Consider the following 19,693-nt stretch of genomic DNA (forward strand, 5'->3'; position numbering starts at 1 on the left):
GGGAAACCGGATTTCGTCTGGGAGCGCCGGTGGGCTAAAGTAAACGACGTCGCCGCGACAACCGGTGACATCGGGGTGTAGCGCAGCTTGGCAGCGCGCTTCGTTCGGGACGAAGAGGTCGTGGGTTCAAATCCCGCCACCCCGACAGCTGAAACAGCAAATCAGCCGGTCTACTCACGTGAGTAGACCGGCTGATTTGCTGTCTGCGTGTGTATCTGCGTGACTACCGCTCCCCGCGTGTCCGCGCTGGCGGCGGATCGGCGCCGAAGATCCCGTCCATGACTACGGCACCGGTCTGGATCACGGGCCGGATCTGCCTCCGGTAGACCTCTTCCGTCACAGCCGTCCCCGAATGGCCGACGAGGCGGGAGATCACTTCCAGCGCATTGATTCCGTCGATGCCCTTGAGTGCCTGGCGGAAGGCGCGGCGGACGTTGTGCTTGCCCCTGAGGCGTCGAAGCCGTGGCGGTGGCCGGCCCGCCGGCCCCAGGGCGGAAGAGGCTCTGCGTGCCGCCGTTTCCTCGGGGCGGGTTGTAGCGGTGGTCAGCAACAACTCCGCCGAGTGCGTCCAGCGCTTCCCGGAGGCGCACGGGTTGGGGGAGCACGTCGCGAAGATCGTCGGGCGCCCGTCCGGGCAACCACATCTGATGAAGCCCAGCCCGTTCCCGCTCATCACGGCGGCCGAGCGCATGCACAAGGCCGACCTCTTCGCCGAAGCGGGAGCCGACGCGATCACGGATGACATGCACGCCATCGCCGACGCACTCATCACGGCGTAGCCGAGGTTCAGCGGGGACCTGTTACAGGTTTCTCCACCTCATCAAGCACCCGGCTGCGCTCCGCTCCGCCGTTCCCTCACCGTCACCGACATGCCTCCGGCCGGGGCGCTCCGACTCCGGGATGGGATTCGGTGCGGGTGGTGGGCAGAGGCTCCGTGGGGCCCACGAGCTCGTTCCTACGCAGAGGAATCAACCCCCCAACATGCGCCCCAGTAGCTCCTGCGAAAGCGATCACAGAGCGCCTTCAACCGTGGTCTTCTACGGAGGTGGAAGCCATAATCGCCAGCGCCATCGCCGTCTTGGGCACCCTGCTTGGTTCGGGGATCACCCTGGGAGTCCAACGGCGCACCACTGAGAGAGGCCACCAGTTCACACGGGACGAGAAGTTGCGTCAGGAACGGCTGGACGCGTACACGGCCTATGCGGCGGCTTTGATCAACTACCGGCGGTGTCTCGTGCACCTTTGGTTTTGTACCCATGAGCAGCCCCCTCCGGAAGCCGCTGAGGCTGTACAGATCCGGGCCTACGACCTCAGGTCCAAGGCCCAGGAGGCTCTGTTCCGGATGCAGATGCTCACCGACAACGAAGAGCTGAGCCGCAAGGGTGAAAGCTTGCTTGCCGAGATCACAGCCGTACACAAAACAGACAGTCGGTCAGAGCTGGATCAGCGAAGGACGCGCACACGGGATGGCATCGCTCATCTAGTCAGGGCAGCGAAGCAACACCTCTGAGGCTGGGTGTCCGGTCGTTGGACCGCCTCTAAAGACCGGCACGGACATGGGCGGTGCGTGTCCAATTGCGTGACAACGCCGACGAACAGCGGCGGACGAGCGCGAACGTCTGCGGACCGTCAGCGCAGGTGAGAGGCGTCCCAGCCCAAGGCAGAGCTCCCACCCGAATTGCCTCTGAAGCATCCCCTCGTACACGCCCGCCCGGCCCGCTATGCTCGGGCTGGGCGACCACGCTCGCCGTTACGTCGGACCTGGGTTCCTCCCGCAGCTGCCCAGGGTTGAGGGCGCAAAGTGCCGTCGGGCACGCGTGATCCACAACTGTCGGTCCTCCTTCGGGGCGCAGTGGGCGGGAGCACTGAAGCGCGCCCACCAGGAGCCGGACATGACCCTCGACAGGGACATCACCACGCTCGCCCGCCGCATCCGGCACGCGTCCGGGGACGCCATTGCCTTCCGGCAGGCTCGGCTGACCGCCGCGCACGAGTTGGGCGGACTGCCCGTCCACACCATGGAGCCCTCCGAGCGGGTCCCGCTCCGCGTCCAGTACACCGGGGAGAGCGAAGCCGCGGCAGGGTCCGCGATCACCGGGGACACCCACGGTCTGGGGCTGGACCACTGCACGGACGAGCAGCGTGCCTTCCGGGCTCTGCTGGCGCTCGCGCTGTTCAACGGCAACGTGTACACCGGCCCGACGGCGCGGTGGAACTACTCGGTCGTCGCGTCGTACGACCCGGTGATGTCGCCCCGCAGGGACCGGCTGGTGATGGTGGCGGAGCGTGCTCCGGAGAACGTGGCCACGCGGTTGCTGGCCAGTGAGGGAGCCGCCCCCTTCGGCGTCCCCGGACTACGGCACGAGGCCAGTTACACCTGCCATGGCGAGCGCTCCCTCTGCCTGCGCCATCTGCCGACCGGTGCGTTGCTGACCATCACCGGTGACCCGCAGGGATGTCGACGCGGCAGGAAGCGCAGCCTCGTGCCCCTGCACTCCTACCTCACGGTGCATCACGGGCTCACCTCGCACGAGCGTCGCGCGCTGGCGGCGGTCCCGCCGCTCTCGACCGACGCCACCATGCTGCTGGCCGGTCTCGTGTCCCGTTACAACCTGGTGGACCGGCGCGGCCGGTGGGCGACCAGCCTGTCCTGGGACCCCCTGGGACGGCCCGGGGTCGAAGGCAGGAGGGAGGCGGATGTGATGCGGCGCGGTGCCGTTCGCCGGCTCTGGGGTGCCGGGGACTCGTGGACGTACCGGTGGTCCGGCTGCCCGGCCCCCTACGACCTGGCTACGGCCCTGACCCACCGGGAAGTCGGGATCAAGGGCGCGGCACTCACTCGCCACGGTGACGCGTACCGGGTCACGCTGGGCACCGCGTCGCTCGATCTCCGCGACGGAGAGGGCTGATCCGTGCCGTTCCTCATCGAGCATCCCGTGTCCGTGCCCGTTCTGGTGGCTGCCCTGGTCCTTGGAATCCTCCGATTCACGTTGCCGAGGGACTCCCGCCACCGCTTGGAGCTGTGGAAGGCCGTCCTCGAACACCGCCGTCACCGCTGGCAGGTGACCGAGCGTCGCCGCGCGGCAGAAAGGCCGGGTGCAGACGGCGCCCAGCGGTCCGAGGCCGGGGCCACGCCCCTGCCCGAGCTGCCGGCCCGGCCCCCCGAGGGGCTGGCTCACCCGGACGGGCGCGTGCGGTGGCCGTCGCGGAGGGAGGGCGGGACGCTCGGGGAATGAGCAATCCGTCCGAGGGGCCGAGCGGCTCGGCACATCACGCGTACGCGCATCACGACGCCCGTCACCCCGCTCCCGAGACGCATGGGGGCGGCGGGGGCTGGGCTGCCGGCGGGGTCATGTTCGCCGGGGTGCTGATGATGGTCGGGGGTGTGCTCGGCATGCTCCAGGGCATCGCGGGCATCGCCGAGGACGATGTCTACGGACGCATCGGGGAGTACGTCTTCGAGTTCAGCGTCACCGCGTGGGGCTGGGTCCACCTGGTGCTGGGCCTGTTGGTCGCCGTCATCGGCGCGGGCATCCTCAGTGGGGCGGAGTGGGCCAAGGCGAGCGGGGTGGCGGTGGCCGCGCTCGTGGTGATCGCGAACTTCATCTGGCTGCCGTACCAGCCGGTGTGGGCCATCATTTCGATCGCGATCGGTGTCTTCGTGATCTGGGCGCTCTGCTCCGACGACTCGATCACCGCCGCCGCCAAGAGACGCTGAGGCCTCGGACGTACCCGGCGGTTCACGTCCGGCCGGGGCCGTCAGGAGAAGTGACCCGCCTCCGGCCGGATCCCGCCATCGGGTTTCATGGACGCATGACTGAGCAGCCGACGGACGCACAGGTGCAGGCCATGCCCGACTGGGAGAAGCGGTTCCGGGCGCCGCGGGTGTCGTTGCCCGAGTGGGCGTGGGACGCGCCGGGCAGGGCGTTGTTCGTGTCGAACGCGACCGGGACGTACGAGCTGTACGCGTGGGACCGGGAGACCGGGGAGCAGCGGCAGGTCACCGACCGGCCGAACGGGACGACGGACGGCGTGCCGTCGCCGGACGGCGAGTGGGTCTGGTGGTTCTCGGACACGGACGGCGACGAGTTCGGGGTGTGGATGCGCCAGCCGTTCCGGGGCGGGGAGGACGAGCCGGCCGTGCCCGGGCTGGAGCCGTCGTACCCGGCGGGGCTGGCCGTCGGGCGGGACGGGACGGCGGTGGTCGGGCGGTCGACGGACGAGGACGGGTCGACGATCCATGTCGTACGGCCCGGGCGGCCGCCGCTGGAGATCTACCGGCACCGGGAGTCGGCCGGCGTCGGTGACCTGTCGCACGACGGGACGCTGATCGCGATCGAGCACACGGAGCACGGTGACGCCATGCACGCGGCCGTGCGGGTGGTCCGCCCGGACGGTGCCGTCGTGGCCGAGCTGGACGACACCAAGGGCGGGACCGAGGAGCTGGGGCTGTCCGTGCTGGGCTTCGCACCGGTCGACGGGGACACCCGGCTGCTGGTGGGCCACCAGCGGCGCGGGCGCTGGGAGCCGATGCTGTGGGACGTGGCGACCGGGGTGGAGACCGAGCTGGGGCTGGACCTGCCCGGTGATGTGTCGGCGGAGTGGTACCCGGACGGCTCCGGGTTGCTCGTCGTGCACGGTTTCGAGGCGCGCAGCGAGCTGTGGCGGTACGAGATCGCGACGCGGGAGCTCGTACGGGTGGACACCCCGGCCGGGTCGGTGTCGAGCGCGACGGCACGGCCGGACGGTTCGGTGGAGTACCTGTGGTCGTCCGCCGCGCAGCCGCCGTCGGTGCGGTCCACGGCCGGCGGCGTCGTCCTGGAGCCGCCCGGCATGAAGGCGCCCGCCTCGGTGCCGGTCGAGGACGTGTGGGTCGACGGGCCCGGCGGGCGCATCCACGCACTCGTACAGCGCCCGGCGGGCACGACGGGGGCGGACGGTCCGCTGCCGACGGTGTTCGAGATCCACGGCGGCCCCACCTGGCACGACAGCGACGCGTACGCCGCCGCCCCCGCCGCCTGGGTGGACCACGGGTACGCGGTCGTCCGGGTCAACTACCGCGGCTCGACCGGCTACGGGCGGGAGTGGACCGACGCGCTCAAGCACCGGGTCGGGCTGATCGAGCTGGAGGACATCGCGGCGGTACGGGAGTGGGCGGTGGCCTCCGGTCTGGCCGACCCCGCGCGGCTGGTCCTCACCGGCGGCTCCTGGGGCGGCTACCTGACCCTGCTCGGGCTCGGCACGCAGCCGGACGCCTGGGCGCTGGGCCTCGCGGCCGTCCCGGTGGCGGACTACGTCACGGCGTACCACGACGAGATGGAGGCTTTGAAGGCCCTCGACCGGACCCTCTTCGGCGGCTCGCCGGAGGAGGTCCCGGAGCGGTTCGAGGTCTCCTCCCCGATCACGTACGTCGACCGGGTGCGCGTCCCCGTGTACATCTCGGCGGGCGTCAACGACCCGCGCTGCCCCATCCGCCAGATCGACAACTACGTCGACCGGCTCGCCGCCCGCGACGCGGTGCACGAGGTGTACCGGTACGACGCGGGCCACGGCTCGCTGGTGGTCGAGGAGCGGATCAAGCAGGTGCGGCTGGAGCTGGACTTCGCCGACCGGCATCTGGGGACCCGCGCGGCGGCCGGGTGACGGTGTTCCGTACCGTGGAGGCGTGTACCGGTTCCTGACGACGCCCCGCTGGTGGGGGATCAACATCTTCGTCGTGCTGGCGATTCCCTTCTGCGTCTTCATGGGGACGTGGCAGCTCGGCCGGTTCGAGGACCGCGTCGACTCCCACCAGGAGGCGGAGCGGCGGCCGGACCCCGGTTCGGTGAGGGCCGCGCCGCTCGACGAGCTGCTGCCGGTCGACAAGTCGACCTCGGGCCGCCACGCCACGGCGACGGGGCGGTACGGGGAACAGTTCCTGGTCCCCGGGCGCGAGCTGGACGGCAAGGACGGCTCGTACGTCCTGACCCTGCTGCGCACCGGGAGCGGCACGTCCCTGCCGGTGGTACGCGGCTGGCTGCCCCACGGCGGCACGGCCCCCGCCCCGCCGGCGGGCCAGGTCACGGTGACCGGTGCGCTCCAGGCGTCCGAGCACACCGGGAGCGCCGGCGTGCACGCGGCCGGCGCCCTCCCGCGCGGCCAGGTCGGCATGATCAGCGCGGCTTCCCTGGTGAACGTCGTGCAGGACGACGTCTACGACGCCTGGGTCACCCTGCTGGACGCCCCGGCGGGCCTGACGCCAGTCCCGGCGGCCGCGCCGGAGGGCAGCGGTCTGGACCTGAAGGCGTTCCAGAACCTCGGGTACACCGGTGAGTGGTTCGTCTTCGCGGGCTTCGTGCTCTTCATGTGGTTCCGCCTGCTGCGTCGGGAGGCGGAACAGGCCCGGGACGAGGCACTCGGCCTCGCGCCGGTCGCCGTCGGCGAATCGGTCGCTGTCGGTGTCGGCGGCTCGGATGCCGTCGGTGCTTCGGTCGCTGTCGGCGATGCCGATGCCGTCGGTGCTTCGGCCGCCGGTACGTCGGCCACCGGCGCCCCGGCCGACGGGGCGAAGGCGGATACGGCGCCCTGAGGGCGCCCAGGCCGGGTCGTCACGACGTACGTAACGCCGCCACACGTCCCGTCCGCCCCCGGGTCACTGCGCCGGCAGCAGGCCCGTCCGGTAGATGGTGCCCGCGCAGGCGCCCGGAATGGCGGCCTCGGCCGACGGCCCGCCGGGTTCCGCGGTGTGGGTGACCGTGACGCTGCCGTCCGCGCGGGGGCCGTCGCCGTCCTCCTCCTTGCCCAGCTGCGGCTCCACGGCCGCCGTTCCCGCCGTGCCGTCCGAGCCCGCCGACTCGGCGGACGAGCCGTCGGTCGGTGGGGTCGGTTCGGGCGAGGGGTCGCCGCCGCCGGTGCCACCGCTGCCGCCGCCCTCGACGGGGCAGGTCTCGCCCGGTACCCAGGCGAACTTCACCTCGTACGCGCCCGAGGGCTTGAGGAGCAGCGGGGCCGGGGTCTCCTGGGAGGGGTCGGGGAGACCCGTCGCCGGGTCGCCCGCCGTGTGGCCGACGACCGCGATCTTCGCCGGGTCGGCCGCACCGGAGGTCTGGAAGGCGATGCCTCCGGTACCGGTGATCGAGCAGTCGGTGCCCGATACGTTCGCGATGCGGAAGGTGCCGTAGACCTTGCCCTCCGCGTCCGGCTGCCCGGCCTCCGCGGCCGCCACGCCGAGCTGGGCGGCGTCGCACACCGGGACGCTCTCCGGGACGGCGCTGGACGGTGCCGACGGGCCGCCCACGGTGCCGTCGGAGGCGCCGGCCGGCGGGATGCCCGGCTGCGCGGGGCTGTCCTTGTCGTCCTTGCCGCCACCACCGGTGTCCTGGCCCGCCGCGGCGCTGGGCTCCCCCGGGCCGCTGCCCTCCCCGCCGGTCTCCTCGCCCGTGCCGCCCTGGACCTGCTCGCCGTGGCCGGCGTTGACCGGGCGGTCGTCGGAGGCGCCGTCGGAGCTCGCGACGTGGACGAACGCGGGGACCGCCGTACCGAAGAGCAGCGCGGCCGCGGCGGCGCCCACCAGCGCCTGCCGTTTGCGCGCCCGCCGCGCGGGGACCGCCCGGCGGAGGTGGTCCAGGGTGCCGTCGGCGGGCTGCAGGTCCTGCACGGCGCCGTGGAGCAGCCGGCGCAGCGCCAGTTCGTCGGCACCGGGCTCACCGAAGTCCGCGGGGCCCTTCTCCGGCCGGTCGTGCCCGTTGTTCACAGTGTCGTTCCCAGTCCGGTCGTTCTCGTTCAACGGCCCGTCCGGCCTACCGGGTCCGTGCTGCCCGGACCCGTTCTGGTTCTGGTTCTGGTTCTGATTCTGGTTCTGGTTCTTCTGGTGCTCGGTCATGCCGTGGCCTCCATGGCGACGCGCAGCGCCGCGATGCCACGTGACCCGTACGCCTTGACCGAGCCGAGCGATATGCCGAGGGTCTCGGCGACCTGGGCCTCGGTCATGTCCGCGAAGTACCTCAGCACCAGGACCTCGCGCTGACGGCGCTGGAGCCCGCGCATGGCCTTGATCAGCGCGTCGCGCTCCAGCTGGTCGTACGCACCCTCCTCCGCGCTCGCCATGTCGGGCATCGGCTTGGAGAGCAGCTTCAGGCCGAGGATGCGCCGGCGCAGGGCGGACCGGGACAGGTTGACGACGGTCTGGCGCAGGTACGCGAGGGTCTTCTCGGGGTCACGCACGCGGCGCCGCGCCGAGTGGACGCGGATGAACGCCTCCTGGACGACGTCCTCGCACGAGGCGGTGTCGTCCAGCAGCAGCGCGGCGAGACCCAGCAGCGACCGGTAGTGGGCGCGGTAGGTCTCGGTGAGGTGGTCGACGGTCGTACCCGCGATCGTCGTCGTGTCGTCGGTGCTCTGGGCGCCGCGCTGGGACGGGATCCGGGTCGTACGCCTAGCGGCGGGCACGGGCGCGATCACCGGCATGCCGCCGGGCCGGCGGGGTCGCCGGAGCGGGCGCACCGCGCCCATGCCGACGCCGCCCATGCCCACGCCGCCCGCCGCTCCGGCCGCGCGGGCACGGAGCGGAACCGCCGCTGTGATGTCGAGTACCTCTGCCACGCCTGTTGGACACGCTTCCCCCCGTCAGGGTTGTACGCGCACACGGTCGCTTTTGACAGTGCGACGTTTGCCCTCATGCGTACCCGCTCTTCCCCAATGCCCCGAATGTCACGGGCGCCGCGAAGGGGCGACCGCATAGACGCTTCCCGCCCGACCACCGGTTGCAGCAAGGAAGAAAGCATCGTCGAACATGCCATCGCCCCAGTTCAAGTGGCGCAGACCGAAGACTTGCTCACAGGGCGTTCACAGATCCTACAAAGATCGGACGATCTGTTCATCGCCCTTTTGTCGGCCGCCTCCGACCGGTCACGCCTTCACGTCGGCACGCCTTCACACCGGCATGCCTTCACGCCGTGAACTCGGCGGCGACGGTCTCCGCGATCTGGGCGGCGTTCAGCGCGGCACCCTTGCGCAGGTTGTCGCCGCAGACGAACAGCTCCAGCGCCCGGTCGTCGTCCAGCGACCGTCGCACCCGCCCCACCCACGTCGGATCGGTGCCGACGACGTCGGCCGGCGTCGGGAAGTCGCCGGAAGCGGGGTCGTCGTACAGCACCACGCCCGGCGAGGTCGCCAGGATCTCGTGCGCCCGCGCGACCGTCACCTCCCGCTCGAACCGCGCGTGCACGGACACCGAGTGGGCGCTCACCACCGGCACGCGGACGCAGGTCGCCGCGACCCGCAGCTCCGGCAGGTCCAGCACCTTGCGGGTCTCACCCCGGACGCGCAGCTCCTCCGAGGACCAGCCGCCCTCCTGGAGCGAGCCGGACCAGGGCACCACGTTCAGGGCGAGCGGAGCGGGGAAGGGCCCCGTGTCGTCGCCGACGGCCCGGCGCACGTCGCCCGGGCAGGTGCCCAGCTCCGTACCGGCGACCAGCGACAGCTGTCCGCGCAGCGCTCCGACACCGCCGCGGCCGGCACCGCTGGCGGCCTGGTACGCGGACACGACCAGCTCGCTCAGGCCGAACTCGGCGTGCAGCGCGCCCACCGCGACGATCAGCGCCAGCGTGGTGTCGCCGGGGCAGGCGACGATGCCGCGCGGTCGTACGCGGACGCAGTGGCGGTTGATCTCGGGGACGACCAGCGGGACGTCCGGGTCGGCCCGGAACGCCGCGGAGGCGTCCACCACCACCGTGCCCTTGGCGGCGGCGATCGGCGCCCACTGGGCGGCGACCTCCTCCGGCACGAGGAAGAGCGCCACGTCGGCGCCCTCCAGGGCCTCCTCGGACAGGCCGAGGACCTCGACCTCCTCCCCGCGCACGGTCAGCTTGCGGCCGGCCGAGCGGGGGGAGGCGATCAGGCGGATGTCGCCCCAGACGTCCGCGTGCTGCGACAGGATCTGGAGCATCACCGCGCCGACGGCCCCGGTCGCTCCCACGACCGCGAGCGCCGGCTTGCGGTGCGGCGGCGGCCCGGTCGGCGTCACCGGCCGCACCGGTCGGCCACGGTCCGGCCACGCGGGGCGGCGACGGTGCAGTTCCACCGATCCGCCACCGCCCGGCCGCAGCGGTTCGTCACCGCCCGGTGCCTCCGTAGACCACTGCCTCGTCGGAGTCGCTGTCCAGGCCGAAGGCGGTGTGGACGGCGCGGACGGCCTCGTTGACGTCGTCGGCGCGGGTCACGACCGAGATGCGGATCTCGGAGGTCGAGATCAGCTCGATGTTCACACCCGCGTCGGACAGCGCCTCGAAGAATCCGGCGGTGACGCCCGGGTTCGTCTTCATACCCGCGCCGACCAGGGAGATCTTGGCGATCTGGTCGTCGTAGCGCAGCGACTCGAAACCGATGAGCGCCTTCTGCTTCTCCAGGGCGTCGATCGCCTTGCGGCCCTCCGCCTTGGGCAGCGTGAAGGAGATGTCGGTCAGCCCGGTCGACGCGGCGGACACGTTCTGCACCACCATGTCGATGTTGATCTCGTTGTCCGCGATGGTGCGGAAGATCGCGGCGGCCTCGCCCGGCTTGTCCGGCACGCCGACGACAGTGATCTTCGCCTCGGACGTGTCGTGGGCGACACCGGAGATGATGGCCTGCTCCACCTTGCGGTCCCCTCGCGGTTCGTTGCTGACCCACGTGCCCTGGAGCCCCGAGAAGGACGACCGGACGTGGATCGGGATGTTGTAACGGCGTGCGTACTCGACGCAGCGGTGCAGCAGCACCTTGGAGCCGGAGCTGGCGAGCTCCAGCATGTCCTCGAACGAGATCCAGTCGATCTTCCGGGCCTTCTTCACGACCCGGGGGTCGGCGGTGAAGACACCGTCGACGTCGGTGTAGATCTCGCACACCTCGGCGTCGAGCGCCGCGGCGAGGGCGACGGCGGTCGTGTCCGACCCGCCACGCCCGAGGGTGGTGATGTCCTTCTTGTCCTGGGACACGCCCTGGAAGCCCGCGACGATGGCGATGTTGCCCTCGTCCAGCGCCGTACGGATCCGGCCCGGCGTGACATCGATGATGCGCGCTTTGTTGTGGACCGAGTCGGTGATGACGCCCGCCTGGCTGCCGGTGAACGACTGGGCCTCGTGGCCCAGGTTTTTGATCGCCATGGCCAGCAGCGCCATGGAGATGCGCTCTCCGGCGGTCAGCAGCATGTCGAACTCACGCCCGGCAGGGATCGGGGATACCTGCTCGGCGAGATCGATCAACTCGTCCGTCGTGTCGCCCATCGCCGAAACCACGACGACCACCTGGTGGCCGTTCTTCTTGGCATCGACGATTCGCTTGGCGACGCGCTTGATGCCTTCGGCATCGGCAACGGAGGAGCCTCCGTACTTCTGCACGACAAGGCCCACGTGCGCTCCTCGCTCAGTCCGTTTGCGGTCGGTTCAGTTTAACGAGCGGCCGGGAAACGCCCCCGCCATATCACATCGTGAGATGTCCCGCTCACGACGTGATCAACGAGGGGAGCTTCACGGCCGCTCGGCCAGTACCTGCCCGGGGTCGCCGGGGCTACGCGGAATGTGGGCCGGGTCACCCGCTCACGCGGACGGTACGTACGCCAGCCCGTGTGCCCCCGGTTCGCCGGACCGGCCCACCTCCAGGGTCGCGACGACCGCGCCGGCCGCCAGGTCCACGACCGTCACCGTGCTGGACGAGACGGCGGCGACGTACCCGTACCGCCCGTCCGGTGACGAGGTGATCGTCAGCGGGAAGGCACCCACCTCCAGGCGGGCGCGCTCGTCGAGGCCCTCGCCGTACACGTGCAGCACCCCCGGCCGCTGGCCGCCCAGCGCCGACCGCCCGGCCGTCATGCGCAGCTCTCCGGCGAGCAGCAGGCCCGCCGGCGTCACGTGCACCGGGAAGACGACGCCGTCCGTCGGCAGCGTGCGGACGACCGCCCCGGTCGCCGTGTCGACCACCCGTACGCCCGCGTCCCGCGCGGGCCCGCCGCCGAAATCGCCCTTCGGCGCCGCCACGTACACCCGGCGTCCGTCCCCCGACACGGCGATGCCCTCGCTGCCGGGCACCTCGACACGGTCCACGAGCGCACCCTCGACCAGGTCGACGACCGACACGAACGGCGCCTCCTTGTTCGCCGTGTACGCGCGCGTGCCGTCCGGTGCGAGCGCGAACCAGTGCGGCCCCGGCGCACCGACCGCCACCCGGCTCACCGGGCGCAGCGACTCGGCGTCCAGGGCCAGCAGGGCGCCCTCCGCGCCAGGCGACGCGCCCTCGACGCTCACCCAGAGCAGCTCGCCCGACGGGTCGAGCGCGATGCCGTGCGGCGCCCACTCGGGAGCGAGGCCGACCACGCCGGTCACCCGCCGCTCGTCGGGGTCGATCACGACAAGCTCCCGCGCCCGTCCGCCGTTGGCGTGGTAGTAGCCGGACCGGTACGTGATCGTGCAGTACAGGCGACGCCGGGCCGCGTCGAGGCACAGTTCGTGCGGCTCGTGCGGGACGCGGACCTCGCCGAGCCGGTCGTGGGTGGCCGCGTCGAAGAAGGTGACCGTGGGGCCGCTCTGGCTCACGACGGCCAGGACGTCGTTCGTCTCACTCATGCGGCCAGCCTCGGACCCGCGGCGGATTCACTCCAGTGCAATGCTGGCAAGGTGTCCTTGCGCCGTACGCAAACGGCGACGTCGTGCCGCCCACGGGCGGCGAAGCAGGTGATCGGAGTCACAGCATGCGCCGCGACCCGGCATCCCTGGACCTCAACCTCCTCGTCGCGCTCGACGCGCTCCTCGAGGAGGAGAGCGTCACCGGCGCCGCCGCCCGCCTGCACGTCTCGGCACCGGCCATGAGCCGCACTCTGGGCCGCATCCGGGCGGCGCTCGGCGACCCCGTCCTGGTACGGGCCGGGCGCCACCTCGTCCCCACGCCCCGCGCCGTCGAGCTGCGGCCCCACGTCCGTACCGTCGTCGCCTCCGCCCGGGACCTGCTCGCGCCCCGGCCGCCCGCCGACCCCGCCGCCCTGCGGCGCGAGTTCGCGGTCCAGGCGAGTGACCTGGTCCTCGCCCACCTCGGCGCCCGGCTGATCACGGCGGTCGCCCGGCAGGCCCCGGGCGTCACCCTGCGCTTCCTGCCGGAGAGCCTGGAGGGCACCCCCGCGCTGCGCGACGGGCGGCTCGACCTGGAGCTCGGGGTGATCGGGCACGCCGACCCCGAGACCCGGACCGAGGCGCTGGGCGTCACGGGCCTCGTCGGAGCCGTACGCCCCGGGCACCCTCTGGCGGCGCGGACGCGGGTCACCGCACGGGCCTTCGCCGCCGCCGAGCACGTGGGGGTGTCCCGGCAGGGGCGGGTGCACGGGCCGGTCGACGACGCGCTCGCCGCGCTGGGGCTGCGCCGGCGGGTGGTGGCGGTCGTGCCGGGCTGGTCGGCGGCGCTGCTGCTGTGCCGGGAGGCCGACCTGGTGGGTCTGGCCCCGCCGGGCGTGGCGGAGGCGCTCGGCCTGCGCACCTTCGAGGTCCCGCTGGACCTGCCGCCGCTCCCGCTGGGCATGGCCTGGCACCCGCGCAACGACGCGGACCCGGCGCACAGGTGGCTGCGCGACCGGGTCCGTGAGACCTGGAGCGCCGGAGAGACGGGTGCTGCGTGACCGAGCCCGGACCTGACGGCGAGGCGGGTGCTGCTGCGTGACCGAGCCCCGATCTGCCGGCGGGGCGGGGCCTACTTCACCGTGCGCATGCCCAGCGGGCCGAGGATCTCCTGGGCCATCACCCGGCCCGCCTCCTCCGCCAGCGCGTCCTCGGTGAGGTCCTCGTCCGTGTCGAGCCCGTCCAGCTCCTCCAGCGGCTGGTCCAGCCGGACGTGGGACACCAGGGACTGGAGCGCCCGCAGGGTCGCCGAGGCGGTGGGGCCCCAGTTGGAGAAGTACGAGAACTGCCACCACCACAGAGCCTCCGTGGTGCGGCCCGCCCGGTAGTGGGCCAGGCCGTGGCGCAGGTCCATGATGATGTCGGCCAGGTTGTCGGAGATCCGGCACGGCACGGGCGCCTTGCGCGGCTCGTACGGGTCGAAGACCTCCGAGAAGACGTCCACCGGATCGAGCATGGCCGCGAACCGCATGCGCAGCTCGTCGACGTCCACGTCCGGCCCGGTGTCCGGTTCGTACCGCTCCTCGGGGACGATGTCCTCGTGGGCGCCCAGGCGGCCGCCGGCGAGGAGCAGCTGGGAGACCTCCAGGAGCAGGAACGGGATCGCGCTGTCGGGCTCGTCGCCCTTGGCCACTTCCGTGGTGGCGACGATGAAGGACTCGATGGAGTCGGCGATCTGGACCGCGAAGCTGTCGGGGTCCAGCGAGTGCGCGTGCAGTGTGGCGTCAGACATCGAGGAGTCGTCTCCCTTCGAACGCTCGCCCGAGAGTGACCTCGTCGGCGTATTCCAGGTCTCCGCCAACGGGGAGTCCGCTGGCGAGGCGCGTGACCTTCAGGCCCATCGGCTTGACCATGCGCGCCAGGTACGTCGCGGTGGCCTCCCCCTCCAGATTGGGGTCGGTCGCAAGGATCAGCTCGGTGACCGTTCCGTCCGCCAGCCGGGCCAGCAGCTCGCGGATCCTCAGGTCGTCCGGGCCGACGCCCTCGATCGGGCTGATCGCGCCGCCGAGCACGTGGTACCGCCCACGGAACTCGCGCGTCCGCTCGATCGCGACGACGTCCTTCGGCTCCTCGACCACGCAGATGACCGCTTCGTCACGGCGCGGGTCCCGGCAGATCCCGCACCGCTCCTCCTGCGCGACGTTGCCGCACACGGCGCAGAACCGCACCTTGTCCTTGACCTCGAGGAGGGCGTGGGCGAGGCGGCGCACGTCGGTGGGCTCGGCCTGGAGGATGTGGAAGGCGATCCGCTGGGCGCTCTTGGGACCGACGCCTGGCAGCCTGCCCAGTTCGTCGATGAGGTCCTGAACCACGCCTTCGTACAACGGAACGCCTCTCGTGGAGTGCTGTGATGCTTACGGTAGTTGCTGTGCGTACGGGTTAGAAGGGCGGGCCCGCAGCCCGTGCGACGAGCCCGCGGCCCGTACGACGCGCACGGGACGGACCAACGGGTCGGCGGACCCGGCGGACCCCGCGGGCCCCGCGGACCCGGTGGCTAGATGCCGAGGCCGGGGATGCCGCCGCCGCCCAGGCCCTGGGCCAGCGGGCCGAGCTTGGCCTGCTGGAGCGCCTGCGCGTTCTCGTTCGCGGCCTGTACGGCGGCGACGACGAGGTCGGCGAGGGTCTCGGTGTCCTCCGGGTCGACCGCCTTGGGGTCGATGACCAGGGAGCGCAGCTCGCCGGAGCCCGTGACGGTGGCCTTCACCAGACCGCCGCCCGCCTGCCCGTCCACCTCGGTCTGCGCCAGTTCCTCCTGGGCGCGGGCGAGGTCCTGCTGCATCTTCTGGGCCTGCTGGAGGATCTGCTGCATGTTGGGCTGGCCACCACCGGGAATCACGGTCACTCCTGGCATTTCGACGATGAGTATTCGGTATGCCGAGCCTACGTGGTCGCCGGACGGTGTGCCCCATCCACACGGCCTCACTCTTTCGGGTGGGAATCGGGCGCGCCCTCTAGCTGATCAAGACCCTCTTGCGGGCGGAAATCCCGGGATTCCGCGCTGCCGGCCCACCATTCGGCGGTAGGAAAGGCATGCGCACCAGTACGCACACGCGCATCGCACCGCCCGCACGTTACGGATTGTCACGCAGAGCGCAGAGGAGTGCCCCGGTGAGCCAGCCGGAGATGCAGCCCGGGGGCCCGGCCCGGGGGGAGGGCGACCGCCAGGGCAGGTACGGCGGCCCCGGCGGCGATCTGAGCGGGCGGCCGTTCCCGCTCGGCGACTGGGGCGAGCCGGCGGAGCGGCTGGACGAGCTCTACCGGTGGGTGGAGGACCAGGCGCTGCGCACGGCCGATTGGTACCTGGCGGACCGGGCGTCGAAGCGGCTCGGGGCCCGGGCCCTGCGGATCGGTACGGCGCTGGGCGCGGTCGCGGGGGCGGGGCTGCCGCTGCTGGACCTGACGGGCGCGCTGGAGGGGGCTGCGGGCTGGGGGTACGTGTCCCTGCTGCTGGGCGCCGCGTGCCTGGCCTGCGACCGGTACTTCGGGTTCACGTCCGGCTGGATGCGGGACGTGGCGACGGCGCAGGCCGTGCAGCGGCGTCTCCAGGCGCTCCAGTTCGACTGGGCGGCGGAGAACATCCGGGAGGTGCTGGGCCCCACGGAGGGCACGGCGAGCGAGGCGGCGGAGCGGTGCCTGGGGGTGCTGCGCCGCTTCTCGGAGGACGTGACGGAGCTGGTGCGGGCGGAGACGGCGGACTGGATGGTGGAGTTCCGGTCCGGCCCGGCGCCGCTGGTGACGCAGTCGACGCTGTCGTACGCGCCGCCCCGCCCGGAGGGGGCCGGCGCTCACCCCTCCGGGCGCTTCCCGCTCCCGCCGGGCACCCGCCCCAACATGCCCCGCCAGCGCCCGCCGGAGCCCCGCTGAACCGCGGGGGGCGCGGCGGGCCCGGGATGTCCCCCGGGTCCGCCGGGCGGTCAGCTGAAGATGATCATCGAGCCCTGTGCGAGGCTGCGGGTGGCCGCCGCGTGCAGGCCGAGCCACACGTGCCGTTCGCGGGCGAAGGGGCTGTCGTCGTACGGGACCGGCCCGGCGGGCTCCTCCAGGGCCGTCGGGCGTTCCGGCGGGTGGGGCGCGGCGGGCGGGTTGGCGGGGTCGATGCCGATCGACGGCGCGACGTACTCCAGTTCGCGCAGCAGCCCCTGGGCGGAGCCGAGCGGACCGCCGCCCGCCAGCAGCTCGTCGTTGGACAGCGGAGCGGGGAAGTCGACGGGGACGTACGCGCCCGCGTGGTCGTAGTGCCACACGAGGTGTGACTGCTGGGCCGTCGACTCGAACATCTCGAGCAGCTGCTCGTAGTCGCCGCCCAGTTCGTCGACCGGGGTGACGGCGAGACCGCAGATCTGGAGCAGGTAGGCGCGGCGCAGGAAGTGCAGGGCGTCGTAGTCGAAACCGGCGACCGGTGCGACGTCGCCGGACAGGCCCGGCATGTAGGCGAAGACGGGCACGGTCGGCAGACCGGCCTCGGTGAGGGCCTTGTCGTACGCGGCGATCTCTTCCGCGAAGGGGTTGTCGGGGCTGTGGCACAGCACGTCGACGAGGGGGACCAACCACAGGTCACAGGCCAAGGGAGACTCGCTCTCCTTCAGTTGGGCGGCTACGGCAGACGGCCGGGACAGATTAGTGCGGCTCGGGTGCGGCTCGGTGCGACTCGGTCGGGTGCGGCTCGGGTGCACATCCCCTACCCACCCGTCATGAGCGGTAAGAGCCGTCGGCACGAGCGGTAGGGGGCGTCAGCGCCGCCCGTCCAGGTGGTCGGCCCACCGCATCGAGTGCGCGTTGTACGCGTCGACGACCGCCATTACGGCGTCCGGGTCGCCGAGCGTCACCGCGTCGACGAGTTCCTCGTGGCCGTTCCACAGCCACGCGCCGGGCTCGCGGGCGGCGCGCAGGTGGGGCACCGCGAACACCCAGGCCTGGACGCGCAGCCGGTGGAGGAAGTCGGCTATGTAGCTGTTGGCGACGAAGCCGCTCAGCTCGCGCCAGAACCGCAGGTCGTAGCCGATCAGTATGTCGAGGTCCCCGGCGCGGGCCGCCCGCGCCGCCTCCTCCGCCCGGCGCCGTACCGACACGAGCGGCGCCCCGTGGACGTGGAGGGCGCCGGTCCGGTCGCACAGGCGGCGGAAGATGCCGTCGACGATCAGCGCGCGGGCCTCGACCATGCCCCGGTAGTCCTCGACGGTGAACCGGTGGACGCGGAACCCCTTGTGCTGGTCGGAGTCGAGCAGGCCCTGGGCGGTGAGGTCGACCAGCGCTTCCCGCACGGGCGTCGCCGACACCCCGTACTGGTCGGCTATGTGCTTGACCGTGAATTCCTGGCCCGGCTGGAGACGCCCCGCGAGCACCTCGTCACGCAGCGCGTCCGCCACCTGCTGTCGCAGGGTGTTGCGGGTCACAGCTCCGCTCGCGGGCATGGCTTCTGGCCCCCTCCGTCCGGTTCCGGACACCTTAAGCCAGCCGGAGGGGGCGCATTGAGGCGGTTACGCGGTGTGCTCGGTGTGCTCGTCGGCGACCGCGAGGGCCGCGTCGAGGGCGGCGAGCCCCTCCTTGGCCTCCGCCTCGGTGATGTTGCAGGCGGGGACGGCGTGGGTGCGGTTCATGTTGATGAAGGGCCACAGGCCGTTCTTCTTGCAGGCCGCGCCGAAGGCCGCCATGGGGGCGTTGGCCTCGCCCTGCGCGTTGTACGGGACGAGCGGCTCGCGCGTCTCCTTGTTCCGGACGAGGTCCAGCGCCCAGAAGGCGCCGAGGCCGCGCACCTCGCCGACGGAGGGGTGGCGCTCGGCGAGTGCGCGCAGGCCGGGGCCGAGGACGTTCTCACCGAGGTGGGCGGCCTGTTCGACGACCTTCTCGTCCTCCATGACCTGGATGGTGGCGACGGCGGCCGCGCAGGCGAGCGGGTGCCCGGAGTAGGTGAGGCCGCCGGGGTAGGGCCGCTTGTCGAAGGTGGCGGCGATCTTCTCGGAGATGGCGACCCCGCCGAGGGGCACGTACCCGGAGTTGACGCCCTTGGCGAAGGTCAGCAGGTCGGGGACGACGCCGAAGTGGTCGGCGGCGAACCAGGCGCCGGTGCGGCCGAAGCCCGCCATGACCTCGTCGAGGACGAGCACGATGCCGTGCCGGTCGCAGAGCTCGCGCACGCCGGCGAGGTAGCCGGGCGGCGGGGTCATGATGCCGGCGGTGCCGGGGACGGTCTCCAGGATGATCGCGGCGATGGACTGCGGCCCCTCGAAGGCGATGGTGTCCTCGAGGTGCGCCAGGGCGCGCTCGCACTCCTGCGCCTCGGTCTCGGCGTAGAACGGCGAGCGGTAGAGGAAGGGCGCCCAGAAGCGCACGACGCCGGCGGAGGCGGTGTCGGAGGCCCAGCGGCGCGGGTCGCCGGTGAGGTTGATCGCGGTGGAGGTGGCGCCGTGGTACGAGCGGTAGGCGCTCATGATCTTGGGGCGGCCGGTGTGCAGCCGGGCCATGCGGGCGGCGTTCTCGACCGCCTCGGCGCCGCCGTTGGTGAAGAAGATCTTGTCGAGGTCGCCCGGCGTGCGCTCGGCGATGAGGCGTGCGGCCTCGGAGCGTACGTCGATGGCGAAGGCGGGCGCGAAGGTCGTCAGCTTCGCGGCCTGCTCCTGGATCGCGGCGACGACCCGGGGGTGCTGGTAGCCGATGTTGGTGTAGACGAGGCCGCTGGTGAAGTCGAGGTAGCGGTTCCCCTCGTAGTCCCAGAAGTACGCCCCCTCGGCGCCGGCCACGGCGAGCGGGTCGATCAGCCCCTGGGCGGACCAGGAGTGGAAGACGTGGGCGCGGTCGGCGGCTTTAACGGCTGCACCGGCCTGGGGATCGGGAACGCCCGGGGCGGCGGGTGCGGTGGTGGCAGCGGTGACGGGTGCGGCATGAGGGGTCATGCCGCCCAGGGTAAGGACGCGCAGGTGGGCGCCGGTATGGCCATCTTGTATGGCGGAAGGCGCGGAGGTCGGCAGGGTGTCGGGCGGAGGGGCCCGTTGAAAGGCATGGGGGGCCCGAGAAAGGCATTGACAGCATACTGTCGTCATGACAGCATTCTGTCATCGGCACGACCGCAGCTTCACCGACGCTCC

At 72.1% G+C, this 19,693-nt stretch carries 19 protein-coding genes, 1 tRNA gene and 1 pseudogene; 9 read left to right on the forward strand and 12 right to left on the reverse strand.

Annotation, left to right across the window (positions count from 1 at the left end):
• Positions 1-71 precede the first annotated feature (71 nt).
• Positions 72-145, forward strand: a tRNA-Pro gene (locus EIZ62_RS14705).
• A 78-nt stretch (positions 146-223) separates the two neighbouring features.
• Here the strand turns inward: EIZ62_RS14705 and EIZ62_RS32455 are convergent.
• A pseudogene (locus EIZ62_RS32455) lies at positions 224-436 on the reverse strand (site-specific integrase); the annotation flags it as partial.
• A gap of 103 nt (positions 437-539) precedes the next feature.
• On the opposite strand from EIZ62_RS32455, the gene EIZ62_RS14715 reads away from it, so the two are divergent.
• From EIZ62_RS14715 to EIZ62_RS14740, 6 genes are all read left to right on the forward strand, one after another.
• Entirely contained in the window at positions 540-779 is a 240-nt protein-coding gene (locus tag EIZ62_RS14715; RefSeq protein ID WP_244375698.1) for an HAD family hydrolase, read from the forward strand.
• A 266-nt stretch (positions 780-1,045) separates the two neighbouring features.
• A complete protein-coding gene (locus EIZ62_RS14720) occupies positions 1,046-1,510 on the forward strand; it encodes a hypothetical protein (protein ID WP_156693132.1) in 465 nt (154 codons plus the stop codon).
• 382 nt (positions 1,511-1,892) lie between these two features.
• Complete coding sequence (locus EIZ62_RS14725) at positions 1,893-2,909, forward strand: hypothetical protein (protein WP_156693133.1); 1,017 nt, start codon at positions 1,893-1,895, stop codon at positions 2,907-2,909.
• A 323-nt stretch (positions 2,910-3,232) separates the two neighbouring features.
• Positions 3,233-3,718 carry a DUF7144 family membrane protein gene (locus EIZ62_RS14730; protein WP_425281820.1) on the forward strand — a complete coding sequence of 162 codons (486 nt, stop codon included), beginning with the start codon at positions 3,233-3,235 and terminating at the stop codon, positions 3,716-3,718.
• Between the two features lie 95 nt (positions 3,719-3,813).
• A complete protein-coding gene (locus tag EIZ62_RS14735) occupies positions 3,814-5,643 on the forward strand; it encodes a S9 family peptidase (protein ID WP_156693134.1) in 1,830 nt (609 codons plus the stop codon).
• A gap of 22 nt (positions 5,644-5,665) precedes the next feature.
• The gene (locus EIZ62_RS14740) at positions 5,666-6,568 is read left to right on the forward strand and encodes an SURF1 family protein (protein WP_156693135.1); all 903 of its coding nucleotides are present in this window, start codon (positions 5,666-5,668) and stop codon (positions 6,566-6,568) included.
• Between the two features lie 63 nt (positions 6,569-6,631).
• Here EIZ62_RS14740 and EIZ62_RS14745 read toward each other — a convergent pair whose 3' ends face one another.
• From EIZ62_RS14745 to EIZ62_RS14765, 5 genes are all read right to left on the reverse strand, one after another.
• Positions 6,632-7,861: a hypothetical protein gene (locus EIZ62_RS14745; RefSeq protein WP_244375700.1), complete on the reverse strand. Its 1,230-nt coding sequence runs from the start codon at positions 7,859-7,861 to the stop codon at positions 6,632-6,634.
• Positions 7,858-8,505: a SigE family RNA polymerase sigma factor gene (locus EIZ62_RS14750; RefSeq protein WP_156696399.1), complete on the reverse strand. Its 648-nt coding sequence runs from the start codon at positions 8,503-8,505 to the stop codon at positions 7,858-7,860. Before EIZ62_RS14750 ends, EIZ62_RS14745 begins: the two co-directional genes overlap by 4 nt.
• A 421-nt stretch (positions 8,506-8,926) precedes the next feature.
• Positions 8,927-10,003, reverse strand: coding sequence for an aspartate-semialdehyde dehydrogenase (locus EIZ62_RS14755; protein WP_280117743.1), 1,077 nt, complete (start codon positions 10,001-10,003; stop codon positions 8,927-8,929).
• Positions 10,004-10,091: 88 nt separating this feature from the next.
• Complete coding sequence (locus EIZ62_RS14760; RefSeq protein WP_156693136.1) at positions 10,092-11,363, reverse strand: aspartate kinase; 1,272 nt, start codon at positions 11,361-11,363, stop codon at positions 10,092-10,094.
• A gap of 186 nt (positions 11,364-11,549) precedes the next feature.
• The gene (locus EIZ62_RS14765) at positions 11,550-12,572 is read right to left on the reverse strand and encodes a YncE family protein (RefSeq protein WP_156693137.1); all 1,023 of its coding nucleotides are present in this window, start codon (positions 12,570-12,572) and stop codon (positions 11,550-11,552) included.
• Positions 12,573-12,697: 125 nt separating this feature from the next.
• On the opposite strand from EIZ62_RS14765, the gene EIZ62_RS14770 reads away from it, so the two are divergent.
• Entirely contained in the window at positions 12,698-13,612 is a 915-nt protein-coding gene (locus EIZ62_RS14770; RefSeq protein ID WP_208827917.1) for a LysR family transcriptional regulator, read from the forward strand.
• A 71-nt stretch (positions 13,613-13,683) separates the two neighbouring features.
• Here the strand turns inward: EIZ62_RS14770 and EIZ62_RS14775 are convergent, their stop codons facing one another.
• The 3 genes from EIZ62_RS14775 to EIZ62_RS14785 form a co-directional block, all read right to left on the reverse strand.
• The gene (locus EIZ62_RS14775) at positions 13,684-14,343 is read right to left on the reverse strand and encodes a DUF5063 domain-containing protein (RefSeq protein ID WP_156693138.1); all 660 of its coding nucleotides are present in this window, start codon (positions 14,341-14,343) and stop codon (positions 13,684-13,686) included.
• The gene (gene recR, locus EIZ62_RS14780) at positions 14,336-14,935 is read right to left on the reverse strand and encodes a recombination mediator RecR (RefSeq protein WP_064067261.1); all 600 of its coding nucleotides are present in this window, start codon (positions 14,933-14,935) and stop codon (positions 14,336-14,338) included. The genes EIZ62_RS14775 and recR overlap by 8 nt, the downstream gene beginning before the upstream one ends.
• 170 nt (positions 14,936-15,105) lie before the next feature.
• Positions 15,106-15,447 carry a YbaB/EbfC family nucleoid-associated protein gene (locus EIZ62_RS14785; protein ID WP_156696403.1) on the reverse strand — a complete coding sequence of 114 codons (342 nt, stop codon included), beginning with the start codon at positions 15,445-15,447 and terminating at the stop codon, positions 15,106-15,108.
• A 272-nt stretch (positions 15,448-15,719) separates the two neighbouring features.
• Between EIZ62_RS14785 and EIZ62_RS14790 the strand changes: the two genes are divergently transcribed.
• Positions 15,720-16,475 (forward strand): SLATT domain-containing protein, encoded by a 756-nt coding sequence (locus EIZ62_RS14790; protein ID WP_208827919.1) that lies wholly within the window; start codon positions 15,720-15,722, stop codon positions 16,473-16,475.
• A gap of 50 nt (positions 16,476-16,525) precedes the next feature.
• On the opposite strand, the gene EIZ62_RS14795 is transcribed toward EIZ62_RS14790, so the two are convergent.
• The 3 genes from EIZ62_RS14795 to EIZ62_RS14805 all read right to left on the reverse strand — a co-directional run bounded on the left by EIZ62_RS14795 (position 16,526) and on the right by EIZ62_RS14805 (position 19,501).
• On the reverse strand, positions 16,526-17,176 hold the full coding sequence (locus EIZ62_RS14795) for a hypothetical protein (RefSeq protein ID WP_156693139.1): 651 nt from the start codon (positions 17,174-17,176) through the stop codon (positions 16,526-16,528).
• A 165-nt stretch (positions 17,177-17,341) separates the two neighbouring features.
• Positions 17,342-18,022: a GntR family transcriptional regulator gene (locus tag EIZ62_RS14800; RefSeq protein ID WP_156693140.1), complete on the reverse strand. Its 681-nt coding sequence runs from the start codon at positions 18,020-18,022 to the stop codon at positions 17,342-17,344.
• A 66-nt stretch (positions 18,023-18,088) separates the two neighbouring features.
• Positions 18,089-19,501 (reverse strand): aspartate aminotransferase family protein, encoded by a 1,413-nt coding sequence (locus tag EIZ62_RS14805; RefSeq protein ID WP_156693141.1) that lies wholly within the window; start codon positions 19,499-19,501, stop codon positions 18,089-18,091.
• Positions 19,502-19,693: the final 192 nt, after the last annotated feature.

Origin of the sequence: Streptomyces ficellus (assembly GCF_009739905.1) — a bacterium.
In the GTDB taxonomy this organism is placed as follows: Bacteria; Actinomycetota; Actinomycetes; order Streptomycetales; family Streptomycetaceae; genus Streptomyces; species Streptomyces ficellus_A.